Annotated in this window: 11 protein-coding genes and 2 pseudogenes; 11 read left to right on the forward strand and 2 right to left on the reverse strand. The window is 37.8% G+C overall.

Annotation, left to right across the window (positions count from 1 at the left end):
- The first annotated feature begins 28 nt into the window (after positions 1 to 28).
- From M030_RS0108180 to M030_RS0108190, 3 genes are read left to right on the forward strand one after another with little or no spacing between them, the layout of a single operon-like run.
- A complete protein-coding gene (locus M030_RS0108180) occupies positions 29 to 1,321 on the forward strand; it encodes a phenylacetate--CoA ligase family protein (RefSeq protein WP_027373064.1) in 1,293 nt (430 codons plus the stop codon).
- Positions 1,322 to 1,335: 14 nt separating this feature from the next.
- Entirely contained in the window at positions 1,336 to 1,935 is a 600-nt protein-coding gene (locus M030_RS0108185) for a hypothetical protein (protein ID WP_027373065.1), read from the forward strand.
- Between the two features lie 33 nt (positions 1,936 to 1,968).
- Positions 1,969 to 2,571, forward strand: coding sequence for a hypothetical protein (locus M030_RS0108190; RefSeq protein ID WP_123861772.1), 603 nt, complete (start codon positions 1,969 to 1,971; stop codon positions 2,569 to 2,571).
- Positions 2,572 to 2,602: 31 nt separating this feature from the next.
- Here the strand turns inward: M030_RS0108190 and M030_RS0108195 are convergent, their stop codons facing one another.
- Positions 2,603 to 3,856, reverse strand: coding sequence for an NAD(P)/FAD-dependent oxidoreductase (locus M030_RS0108195; RefSeq protein WP_027373067.1), 1,254 nt, complete (start codon positions 3,854 to 3,856; stop codon positions 2,603 to 2,605).
- Between the two features lie 98 nt (positions 3,857 to 3,954).
- Between M030_RS0108195 and hutH the strand changes: the two are divergent.
- From hutH to M030_RS0108235, 8 genes and pseudogenes are all read left to right on the forward strand, one after another.
- A pseudogene (gene hutH, locus M030_RS23870) lies at positions 3,955 to 5,475 on the forward strand (HAL/PAL/TAL family ammonia-lyase).
- Positions 5,476 to 5,558: 83 nt separating this feature from the next.
- Positions 5,559 to 6,290 carry a 3-oxoacyl-ACP reductase FabG gene (gene fabG, locus M030_RS0108205; protein ID WP_027373068.1) on the forward strand — a complete coding sequence of 244 codons (732 nt, stop codon included), beginning with the start codon at positions 5,559 to 5,561 and terminating at the stop codon, positions 6,288 to 6,290.
- 2 nt (positions 6,291 to 6,292) lie between these two features.
- Entirely contained in the window at positions 6,293 to 7,513 is a 1,221-nt protein-coding gene (locus tag M030_RS0108210) for a beta-ketoacyl-[acyl-carrier-protein] synthase family protein (RefSeq protein ID WP_027373069.1), read from the forward strand.
- Between the two features lie 4 nt (positions 7,514 to 7,517).
- A complete protein-coding gene (locus M030_RS0108215; RefSeq protein ID WP_027373070.1) occupies positions 7,518 to 7,772 on the forward strand; it encodes an acyl carrier protein in 255 nt (84 codons plus the stop codon).
- Between the two features lie 111 nt (positions 7,773 to 7,883).
- Positions 7,884 to 8,768 carry a lipid A biosynthesis acyltransferase gene (locus M030_RS0108220; RefSeq protein ID WP_027373071.1) on the forward strand — a complete coding sequence of 295 codons (885 nt, stop codon included), beginning with the start codon at positions 7,884 to 7,886 and terminating at the stop codon, positions 8,766 to 8,768.
- Between the two features lie 154 nt (positions 8,769 to 8,922).
- On the forward strand, positions 8,923 to 10,440 hold the full coding sequence (locus tag M030_RS0108225) for a phytoene desaturase family protein (RefSeq protein WP_027373072.1): 1,518 nt from the start codon (positions 8,923 to 8,925) through the stop codon (positions 10,438 to 10,440).
- Between the two features lie 12 nt (positions 10,441 to 10,452).
- Positions 10,453 to 12,138: a C45 family autoproteolytic acyltransferase/hydolase gene (locus tag M030_RS0108230; RefSeq protein WP_081806306.1), complete on the forward strand. Its 1,686-nt coding sequence runs from the start codon at positions 10,453 to 10,455 to the stop codon at positions 12,136 to 12,138.
- Entirely contained in the window at positions 12,135 to 12,500 is a 366-nt protein-coding gene (locus tag M030_RS0108235) for a hypothetical protein (RefSeq protein ID WP_027373074.1), read from the forward strand. Before M030_RS0108230 ends, M030_RS0108235 begins: the two co-directional genes overlap by 4 nt.
- A gap of 48 nt (positions 12,501 to 12,548) precedes the next feature.
- Here the strand turns inward: M030_RS0108235 and M030_RS25875 are convergent.
- Positions 12,549 to 12,737, reverse strand: a pseudogene (locus M030_RS25875) (DUF2062 domain-containing protein); the annotation flags it as partial.

Below are 12,737 nucleotides of genomic sequence, written 5' to 3' on the forward strand. Positions count from 1 at the left end.
TAAATACATTTGCTCAAAATTAAAATCATTGGAATTTCATCCGTCAATCGAAAAATCTAGCATTCAGGAGATCAAAAAGTTTCAGGAAGAGAAGCTTAGGGAACTTTTGAGTTATCTTGAAAATCATTCGCCGTTCTATCAAAAACTGTTTCGGGAACATCATATTGACATCAGGGACATCAGTACTTTGGAAGACCTGCAGAAAATTCCTACAACAACAAAAAATGATCTGCAGCAGAATAATCATGATTTTTTCTGTATCAGTCCGGATAAAATTGTTGATTACAGTACTACGTCAGGAACCTTAGGCGATCCCGTGACTTTCGGATTGTCTGATAATGACCTTGAAAGACTGGCTTACAACGAGGCGATATCTTTCGCCTGCGCAGGGATTCAGAAAGGAGATGTCGTACAGATGATCACAACCATTGACAAACGGTTTATGGCCGGGCTGGCCTATTTCCTGGGACTAAGGAAAATGGGAGCCAGTGTAGTGAGAATGGGCCCTGGAATACCTGAGCTTCAATGGGATTCTATTTTCAGATACCAGCCTAAATATCTGATTACCGTTCCTTCATTCTTACTGAAAATGATTGACTATGCGGAAAAGAATGGTCTGGATTATAAAAACTCCAGTGTTTATGGGGCGGTATGTATCGGAGAGAGCATCAAAAACCAGGATTTTACAGATAATATCCTTTCCCGGAAAATTAAGGAAAAGTGGAATATTAAACTTTTTTCAACCTATGCTTCTACGGAAATGAGTACTGCTTTTACTGAATGTAAGTATCAGATTGGCGGGCATCATCATCCGGAGCTGATCATTACAGAAATTCTTGATGATCTGGGAACCCCCGTGAAAGAAGGTGAAAGCGGGGAGCTTACCATTACTACCCTTGGCGTTGAGGCAATTCCTTTATTAAGGTTCAAAACAGGTGACATTGTAAAGGCGCATTATGAGCCATGTCAATGTGGAAGAAATACCATGAGATTGGGCCCGGTCATTGGGAGAATGCAGCAAATGATCAAGTATAAAGGCACCACATTGTATCCGCCTGCGCTCAATGATATTTTGAATGATTTTAATACTATTTTATGCTATCAGATCGTTATTCAGGCAAGTGAAATTGGACTTGATGAAATTATAATCAAAATAAGCACGGAAGATATCAGTGAGAATTTTGTCAATGATGTTAGAGATCATTTCAGGGCAAAGCTCAGGGTGAGCCCGAAAATAGAGATCATTGATTTTGATATTCTTTCTAAAGTAGTGTTTAATCCCAACAGCAGAAAGCCTGTTACATTCATTGATTTAAGATAAAAACAAAAACAACGATGAAAAAAATACTGTTAGTGATTCTTTTCGCTTTCTCATCTTTTCTGATGGCTCAAAGAGTGAAAGTTATTTCCGGAAACTACGACTTTTTAAAAGATCAGAAGTTCATAAAAGTAGTTTTTAAATATGGAGGACTAACCTTTACTAGGAAAAAAATTTCCGAACAAGAATATATCACGCAGAGAATGACTGAGATAGAAAAGGGAAGCAGTAAAGAGAATGCTGAAAAATGGAAGCAGGATTGGGAATATTCAAAAAGTAAAACTTTTCAGGATAAATTCCTGGCTTCGTGGAATAAAAACACTGATATTGAAGCCTCTACCAATTTTGAAATAACCAAATATACTTTAATTGTTGAACCTACCTGGATATCTCAGGGTGCTTTTATCGGGTTGGGAAATATTCCGGCACAAATGAATTCTAAAATTTCTTTCGTAGAAACCAATAATCCTGATCATGTTGTGATGGTCGTTGAAGGAATAAAGGCTACTGGAGATAATGTCATCGGAATTCCCAACAACAATGACCGTATCGCCGAGTGTTTTGCAAAAACCTCAAAGATGCTCGCTTTAAAAGTAGATTATTATACCAGAAAATAAAAAATTAATAACCTTTAACCTTTTAAATTAAATATGAAAAAACTCTTATTGCTATTACTGATGGCGATTGTAAATTTTTCCTTTGCCCAAAGTAAACTGAATTATGAATTTGGAAATTTCGATTTACTTAGAGATCAAACTGAAGTAAATGTTCAGTTCAAATTTGAAAACCCAGCTTTTCAAGTTGAGAATTACACCGAAGCGCAGTATCTGGAGAGGAGAAAAGCAGAGACGTTGACCAAAAAAGATGAACTAGCCTGGCAAAAATGGATAGGAGAGTGGAACCGGTACAGAGAATCTGTTTTTTTTAATAAATTTATTGATGGATTAAATGCTAAAACTAAGAAAATCAGATTCGGAAAAGATCTAAAAACAAAATACACATTAGTTGTTGAAACAAAATGGATTTATGCCGGTTGGGCCGGTGGAATGATGGTACAACCAGCCAAACTATCCACCGTGATAACCTTTGTTGATCATGAAAATCCGTCTCAGGCAGTCACCAAAATTCAAACCGATAAAATTGAAGGAATAGGAGTTAAAGGAGATTATATCATGGAATATGGCAGAATAGCTGCAGCTTATGAAAAAACAGGCAGGCAGCTGACAAAAGAAATTAATAAAATGATAAAATAAAACAAAAACGGTTTGAATTTCAGACCGTTTTTTATGATTGATTATGCTCTTGCTTTTCTGATTTGATGAGGTTTGCGAGGTTTTTAATAACCGTGTCATGCTTCTTTACAAAAGGATTGTCTTTGTTCCAGACATATCCTGCCAGTACGGCACAGATCTTTTTCTTGACATCGGGATTTTCCGGTTGATGGAAGAACAGCTCCTGGAGATTTCCGGTGTACCATTCTTTCACATACGTAGTGAAAACATCTACACCATATAAAATATAATCTGCATATTCCGTCTGCCAGTTTATCTTTTCGCCGTTTAATTGCCTGAGGGCCAGTTTCGCAGCCTGCATTCCTGATTCTGTGGCAAAAGCCATTCCCGAAGAGAAAACAGGGTCAAGGAACTCAGAGGCATTACCCGTTAAGGCAAAACCTTCTCCGAAAAGACTTTTGACAGAACATGAATAATCTTTTAAATGCCTTGGTTCAAAAAGGAAATCTATGTCTCCAAATCGTTTTACATAATAGTCGGAAAGAGAGATCGCTTTTCTTAACGCTTCGGCAGCATCTCCGTTGTCAGATAGTTTTTCAATATAATCGGTAGGTCCTACAATTCCTACGCTTGTATTTCCATTGGAAAAAGGAATAACCCAAAGCCATACTTCAGTTTCAATAATGTCAAAAGAAATTAGAGTTCCTTCTTCCCCCTCTTCCCGGTTGATATCTTTCACATGAGAGAAAATTGCCGAGTGAGGAGAAAGCTTTGACGGCTTTTCAAGATCTAATAATCGTGGTAAAACCCTTCCATATCCGCTGGAGTCAATTACAAACCTGGCATGAATCTCTTTGGTTTCTCCGTTATTATTTCTTACTGTAGTTATAGAATCTGTTCCGTTAAACTTAATATCTATAACTTCTGTTTCAAATTCAAGATCGATACCCTTATTAATAACCTCCTGAGCCAGGGTATTATCAAAATCAGCTCTCGGAACCTGCCAGGTCCAGTCCCAACCTTCACCAAATTTATTACTGAAATCAAAAATGCAGACTTCATCCCCTCGAAGGAAACGTGCCCCAAGCTTTTTTTCAAAACCCATTTTGTCTAATGCAGGAAAAAGCCCCGCCTCATCAAAGTGGTCCATGACCCTTGGAATTAAGCTTTCCCCTACTACCAGTCTTGGAAATTTTGTTTTTTCAACAACTTTTACGTTGACGCCGTTCTTCTTTAAGTAGGAAGAAGACACGCATCCGGAGGGCCCGGCTCCGATTACAAGAACGTCAACAGATTCTTTGCTCATCTTTGATTTTTTATTTTAATAATAACTTTTATCTTTGCCGCAAAATTAGTGACAATTAATTAATATTTTACAAAATTATCAACTATTACTTTTAATTGATGAAAATAAATAACTTTTTAGAACTGAAAGATTTTCAAAAAATAATCATTGAAAATGAAAAAATAGAACTGGATGAATCCCTTTTATCAAAAGTAGATAGGAGCTATCAGTTTCTAAAGGAATTTTCAAAAAATAAAGTAATATATGGTGTGAACACAGGTTTCGGACCAATGGCCCAGTTTAAAATCAGTGATGAAGACACTCTTCAGCTTCAGTATAACCTGATATGAAGCCATTCGTCGGGAATCGGAATACCTTTACCGGCAGAAGAAGTTAAAGCCTGTATGCTCGCAAGGTTGAATACCCTGTCATTGGGGAATTCCGGAGTACATCAGTCGGTTATTTATCTTCTTCAGGAATTGATTAACAGAGATATTACCCCTCTTATCTTTGAACATGGAGGAGTCGGTGCAAGTGGTGACCTTGTTCAGCTGGCTCACCTGGCATTGGTATTAATTGGGGAAGGAGAAGTTTTCTACAAAGGTGAAAGAAAATCTACTCAGGAGGTTTTTAAGATAGAGAGCCTGGAACCTATACAGGTAGAAATCCGCGAAGGACTTGCTCTGATGAACGGAACTTCCGTGATGTCCGGAATCGGTATTGTAAATGCTTACAAAGCTAATTTATTAACAGATATATCCATTAAGCTTTCTTGTGCAATCAATGAGATTGTTCAGGCCTATGATGACCATTTATCAGAAGCGTTAAACGGAACCAAAAGACATTACGGTCAGCAGAAGGTTGCAGAAAGAATGCGTGCCCACCTGGCTGACAGTAAACTGATCAGAAAAAGAGCTGATCATTTGTATACCCACTTTGAGGAACAGGAGAAAGTTTTTAAAGAAAAAGTTCAGGAATATTATTCATTACGATGTGTTCCACAGATTTTAGGACCCGTGCTGGATACCCTGGAATACACGGAGAAGGTATTGGAGAATGAAATTAATTCTGCCAATGACAATCCGATTATCAATGTTGAAGATCAGCATGTTTACCACGGAGGAAACTTTCACGGGGATTACATTTCTCTGGAAATGGATAAGCTTAAAATCGTGGTGACCAAGCTGACAATGCTCGCAGAAAGACAGCTGAACTACCTGTTGAATGCTAAAATCAATGAAATCTTGCCTCCTTTTGTAAATTTAGGTAAATTAGGTTTCAATTTCGGGATGCAGGGTGTACAGTTTACGGCAACTTCCACTACGGCAGAAAGCCAGATGTTGTCGAATCCTATGTATGTTCACAGTATTCCGAATAATAATGACAATCAGGATATCGTTAGTATGGGTACCAATGCTGCAGTGATCTGTAGAAAAGTTATTGAAAATGCTTTTGAGGTATTGGCGATCGAAGCAATTACCATTATTCAGGCTATTGAATATCTTGGTTTTCAGGATAAGGTATCATCTTCCACCAAAGGATTGTATGATGATATCAGAAAGATTATTCCTGCATTTTCCGACGATATGGTGATGTACCCGTATCTGGAAGAAGTGAAGAAATATTTAAAGACCATGTAACTATTGGCTATAGTGAATTGTCTCTAAAGAATAAGGAAAACAGGCTAACTTAAAAAAACTAAAAACGAAATAAACACTAACGCATGAAATGTGCAATTGTAACAGGAGGCTCCCGCGGAATCGGAAGAGCCATCTGTATAAAACTGGCTGAAGAGAAAAACTATCATATACTGATCAACTACACTTCCAACGAAGCTGCTGCAAAAGAAACATTGGCAAAAATAGAAGAATTGGGTGCCACAGGAGAAATTCTTAAATTTGATGTAGGAAATACAGATGAAACGCAACATATTCTGACTGACTGGCAGGAAAGAAACTCTGATGCCGTGGTAGAAGTGATCGTAAATAACGCCGGAATCACAAGAGACGGTCTGTTTATGTGGATGCAAAAGGAAGACTGGAACTCTGTAATCAATACAAGTTTAGACGGCTTTTTCAATGTGACCAACTTCTTTATTCAAAAATTACTTCGTAACAAATACGGAAGGATTATTAACATGGTTTCAGTTTCAGGAGTAAAAGGAACAGCAGGGCAGACCAATTATTCTGCTGCAAAAGGAGCGCTGGTTGGCGCTACAAAAGCTCTTGCGCAGGAAGTTGCCAAAAGAAATATTACCGTAAATGCAGTAGCTCCGGGATTCATTAAAACAGATATGACCCAGGAATTTAATGAAGATGAACTGAAGGCAATGATTCCCGCAAACAGATTTGGAGAAGCAGAAGAAGTAGCTGACCTTGTCGCATTTTTAGCCTCAAAAAAAGCCTCTTATATCACGGGAGAAGTTATAAATATTAACGGAGGAATTTATTCATAAATATGGAAAATAGGGTTGTAATTACCGGAATGGGAATTTATTCCTGCATCGGGACGTCTTTAGAAGAGGTCAGGGAATCCCTATTCCACGGAAAATCGGGTATTGTTTTAGACAAAGAAAGAAAAGAATTCGGTTTCAGATCAGGATTGACGGGTGTTGTCCCAAAACCGGACCTTAAAAATCTTCTGAACAGACGCCAGCGTGTCAGTATGGGGGAAGAAAGCGAATATGCTTATCTGGCTACTGTAGATGCATTAAAGCAGGCAAATCTTGATGAAGCTTTTTTAGAGTCCCACGAAGTAGGTATTTTATACGGAAATGACAGCGTTTCTCAAGCTGTTGTGGAATCTATCGATATTGCAAGAGAAAAAAAAGATACCACATTGATGGGATCGGGGGCAATCTTTAAATCGATGAACTCAACCGTAACGATGAACCTTTCTACTATTTTCAAACTGAAAGGGATCAATCTGACAATCAGTGCAGCCTGTGCAAGCGGCTCTCATTCTTTGGGACTGGCTTACATGATGATCAAAAACGGATTTCAGGAGATGATCATTTGTGGAGGCGCTCAGGAAACGAATAAATATTCCATGGCAAGTTTTGACGGACTGGGTGTTTTTTCAGCAAGAGAAGATGAGCCTGCCAAAGCGTCGAGACCTTTTGATGCCAGAAGAGATGGCCTTATTCCCAGCGGTGGTGCAGCTAGCCTGATTGTGGAAAGTCTGGAATCCGCCCAAAGAAGAGGCGCTCCAATTATCGCTGAAATTATCGGCTATGGATTCTCTTCAAACGGAGGTCATATTTCAACACCCAATGTTGACGGCCCTGCCCTGGCAATGGAAAGAGCTTTAAAACAGTCCGGTTTAAAAGCCTCAGATATCGATTATATCAATGCTCACGCTACCTCAACTCCCATTGGAGATGCCAATGAAGCACGGGCGATCTATGAAATCTTTGGAAATAAGGTTCCGGTAAGCTCTACAAAGTCGATGACAGGACATGAGTGCTGGATGGCAGGAGCAAGTGAAGTCATCTACTCTATTCTGATGATGCAGAACGATTTTGTAGCTCCTAATATCAATCTGGAAAACCCTGATAATGAAGCGCAAAAGATAAATTTGGTCTCAAAAACAAAAAATCAAAAAATTGATGTATTTTTGTCGAATTCTTTTGGGTTTGGGGGAACCAATTCTGCACTAATAGTTAAAAAATTTGAGTAAAAACATGGAAAGGGGAAAAATTGTTGCTATCGTTAATGATTTTTTGGTAAACGAATTTGAAGTAGACGGAGACGAAATCAGCAACGAGGCAAATCTTAAAACTACATTAGGCTTAGACAGCCTGGATTATATTGATATGGTTGTCGTAATTGAATCTAATTTCGGTGTGAAATTAGGCGAAGCCGATTTCAAAAAAATGATAACATTCGACGACTTTTATACAACGATTGAAAATAAGATTGCCGAGAAAAACGCCTAGTTGATAGGCCAATCTATATTATTAAAATATACCAATGTAATGATAGAACGGTGTGCAGGCCATACTTAGTCATATTATTACATTGGTATAGTCTTATATAAATTACACTTTATGAACAAATGGAAAGGTAAATCTAAAGGAACAGTAGCAGGATACAGAATATTCGTCTGGTGTATTAGAAATATCGGAATCAGGAGTTCATATGTTGTACTGTACTTTGTGGCTGCTTACTATTTTCTTTTTCAGAAAAAAAGCAATCAGTACATTCTCTATTATTTTCAAAAAAGGCTCAGTTACGGATATTGGAAAGCCAGGCGTTCTATCTTTAAAAGCTACTTTACCTTTGGAAAGGTTTTGATTGATAAAACAGCCATTTCTGCAGGATTAAGAGAAAAATATACGTATGAATTTGATGGTATCGAAAATCTCCGGAACCTATTAGCAGCCAAAAAAGGCGGCGTTCTGATCAGTGCCCATATCGGGAATTTTGAGATTGCAGAACACTTCTTTGCAGATATTGATTTTGATTGTCAGATCAACCTGGTAACGACAGATCAGGAAGTAACAGCGATCAAGGAATATCTGGAGACTGTTTCGGTGAAAAAAAGCAATATTAAATTCATCTACGTTAAAGAAGATATGTCTCATATTTTTGAGATCAATCAGGCTTTATCCAACAATGAGTTGATTTGTTTCACGGGCGACCGGTATTTTGAAGGATCAAAGTATCTTGAGGCTGATCTATTGGGAAAAAGCGCTAAATTTCCGGCAGGTCCTTTCCTGATTGCTTCACGGCTTGGGGTGCCCGTAGTCTACGTGTATGTAATGAAGGAAAAGAATCTTCATTACCACTTATACGCAAGAGTAGCACAGAATATTAAAAACCGGGATTCACAAGGCCTTTTACATTCTTATGTCCGGAATCTGGAAACCATGATTAAAAAATACCCTCTTCAATGGTTTAATTATTTCGATTTTTGGGATGATATTGATTAATTTTTCTATTTTTACCCATGAAAGCTAACAGAAAAACTAAAAACCTTTAAGATGTATTGAGAATTTCAGATTGTAGAAATATTACATTCGCTGTAATAAACACAAAGATCTGAGCAACCTTCTTAATTTCTTAATTTAAAAACACATTCCTCCTTTGGTAAAAGAATATGACATACTTGTGATCGGCAGCGGATTGGGAGGTCTTGTTTCGGCTCTTGTTTTGGCGAAGGAAGGACTCAGTGTCTGTGTGCTGGAGAAGAATAACCAGTATGGAGGTAATCTTCAAACCTTTTCAAGAGATAAGCTCATTTTCGATACCGGAGTTCATTATTTGGGAGGACTATCAAAAGGGCAGAATCTCCATCGATTCTTTTCTTATCTTGAAATTATGAATGACCTGAAACTTCAGAAAATGGACGAAGATGGTTACGACAGGATTTCATTTGATGATGACCCGATAGAGTATCCCCATGCACAGGGCTATCAGAATTTTGTTGAGCAGCTGACAAAGTATTTTCCTGAAGAAAAAGAGAATCTCGAAAATTACTGTGAAGAAATTCAGTATGTCTGCAGCCAGTTTCTCAGATATAATGTGGTAGGAAATGACACTTATAACGAAGAAATCCTGCATTTGAATACCAAAAGGTTTATAGAATCTGTTACCCAGAACAAAAAGCTGCAGTCAGTTTTATTGGGCTCCAACTTTCTGTATGCCGGAGATTCTGAAAATGCTCCCTTCTATGTACATGCTTTAACGGTTAATTCATACATTCAGAGTGCCTACAAATGTGTAAAAGGCGGTAGCCAGATTTCCAAATTATTGATAAGAAAACTGCGTCAGTACGGAGTGGAAATTCATAAACATGCTGAAGTTTCAGAATTTGTTTTTAACGAAAATAATATCCTGAAATCAGTGAAAACCACGGCTGGAAAGCAATATGCCGCAAAACAGTTTATTTCAAATATTGAGATTCGCTCTACTATTAAACTGATTGGAGAGGAGAGACTGAAAAGATCTTTTTTAAACCGTGTTTTAAGCTGGAAACCGGTATCGTCATGCTTCAGTATATATCTGGTTTTGAAACCTCAATATTTGCCGGGTTTCAATTATAATATCTATCATTATTCATCTGAAGACCTTGTCTGGAATGCATTCCGTTATCATAAGGAAGCATGGCCGGAAACTTATATGCTCTCTTCAACACCATCCAAAGATTATCCGGGGTTTTCAGAAAGTATCACAGCAATCTCTTATATGGATTTTGATGAGGTAAAACAATGGGAAAATACCTTTAATACAGTAGCTGATGAGCATGAGAGAGGAGAGAAGTACATGATGTTTAAGCTTGAAAAGACGGAGAAGATGCTTGATGCCTTAGAAAAGAGAATTCCGAATCTGAGACATGCAATTCATAAGATCTATACCTCATCACCATTATCTTACCGGGATTATATAGGCGGTTTTGAAGGAAATATGTACGGATACATGAAAAGTTCGGACAATCCCCTCAAAACGATGGTTTCACCCCGTACCAAAATCGATAATCTTTTTCTCACCGGGCAATCCGTCAATATGCACGGGATTTTGGGAGTAACCATCGGGGCCTTTAATACCTGTGCTGAAATTGTGGGAAAAGAAACAATTGATAACCGGCTCACCAAAGGTATTTAATACAAACTGAATGTGAAAAAAACTAATCTCCATAATCTGCCTTATAAAAGATTGTTTTTGTACTCTCTTTTTGCTTTTATCCTCATTTCATGCGGGATCTCTAAGTCTGTTCACCATATCCCTGATGTCAAACAATATCCGCTGGAAATTCCTAAGGTAACTAAGGTTAACGATACCACATTCAGTTTTAACCAAAATTTTCTGACCAAAAACAAGCAGCAGCTGTGGGAACTTTATATCCATGGAAATCCTTTGCAACTAGGATATAATAACGGAGCCTTGACTCAAGATCTCATGCAGAAGCAGGAAGGAATTTTCTTTTCAAAAGTGGAAGGTTTTGTGCCGTCAAAATTCCGACAAAAACTATTGAGAGGCTTCCTGAAATGGTATAACAGAAAAATGTATCTTAATGTCAGGGAAGATTATCAGGCCGAATTATTCGGTTTATCACAATATTCTTCAGATCAGTATAATTTTATTGCTCCAAAATACTTAAGAAACCTTTATCTGCATGGCGCTCATGATATCGGACATGCAATGCAGGATCTTGCGATGGTCGGCTGTACCTCACTGGCAGTATGGAACGAAAATACGGAAGACGGAGATCTGCTGATCGGTAGAAATTTTGATTTTTACGTAGGCGATGATTTTGCAAAAAACAAAGTGGTGGAATTTGTGGAACCCGATACGGGAATTCCCTATATGTCCGTAAGCTGGCCGGGAATGATTGGAGTGGTCTCGGGAATGAATAAAAAGGGAATTACAGTGACCATCAATGCCGGAAAATCTAAGATTCCACTCACCGCAAAAACGCCTATTTCGCTGGTAACACGAGAGATATTGCAATATGCCGGAACGATAGAAGAAGCCATAGCGATTGCCGGAAAGAGAAAGGTTTTCGTTTCAGAATCTATTCTTGTAGGAAGTGCCGCAGATAAAAATGCGGTGATCATTGAAGTTTCCCCTAAAAATTTCGGTGTATATAAAGTACAGAATACAAGCCAGGTGATTTGTACCAACCACTTTCAGTCTGATGCCTATAAAAATGACCTGAAAAACCAGAAACATATCGAAGAAAGCCATTCAGCATACCGGTATGAAAAGCTTCAGGAGCTTTTGCAGGAAGAAAAAAAGCTTAACCCGGAAAAAATAGCTGCTATTCTAAGAAACAGGTCCGGTCTAAAGGATAAAAAAATAGGATATGGCAATGAAAAAGCTCTTAACCAGCTTCTGGCCCATCATTCGGTGATTTTCTCTCCTGAGAAGAGGTTGGTCTGGGTTTCTTCTAATCCTTATCAATTGGGAGAATTCGTATGCTACGATCTCAATGAAATTTTTTCAGATCATGGTCTTCAAAAAGATAATTTGGCAAAATCAGGTTTAAATATTGCCACAGACCCATTCGTAAACTCAGAAGAATTCAGGAATTATGAAACATACCGGCAGATAAATATAAAAGTGAGTGATGCTATCCGTGGTAGAGGAATATTGACGGATGATTTTCTAAGCCGGTATCTATCTTTAAATCCTGATTTTTGGAAAGGATATTTTCTGGCCGGGAAGTATTATTTTTACAAAAAAGAATTTTCAAAGGCAAAAACGGAATTTGAAATGGCACTTACAAAAGAAATTACCACCATTCCGGATAAGAAAAATGTCGAAAAATATTTGCATAAAACTTTAAAGAAATTAAAATGATTCCCAAGTACATAAAGATCCTGTTTGCGGTTCCGTTTGTTATCATCACTTGTTATTTGTTATACCTGTGTTCCGTATACAAGTCTGTACCTGATACAATACCTATTCACAGTTTCGGAAACAATAAAGACAGTTACGGAAGTAAGTTATTTCTCTTTCTACCTATCTTTTTAAACCTTATTATTCTCCTATTCATCTGGCGGATCATCAGAAGGCCGGATAAGATCAAATTTACATTTGAAATAAAAGAAACGGAGTACGGAAAGGTTTATCATACTACCCAACTGGCAATGGTGATTCTTGCTATTTTTGTGACAGTAATGATGGGGCCTTTATCATTTGCAGATGTTGTTTTTAAATAAGTTACTGATACAATCCTTCAAATCCTTTTATCTTATTGATATAGGAGCTTAGTTATTCTCTGGATTTAGCTTATTCAAAAATAGAAACGTTGCGATCCCACAAATAGCAGACAGTGAAGTGCTTAGGATCAAACTTCCAATAACGTACTGGAGAAGATTATTCCTGATCAAATCAAAATTTAAATCCTGGCTGAGAATATCGCTGTCGCCACTTACAAATGGTGCGCCCAGAAACAG

The sequence above is a fragment of the Chryseobacterium sp. UNC8MFCol genome, assembly GCF_000482305.1.
Taxonomy (GTDB): Bacteria; Bacteroidota; Bacteroidia; order Flavobacteriales; family Weeksellaceae; genus Chryseobacterium; species Chryseobacterium indologenes.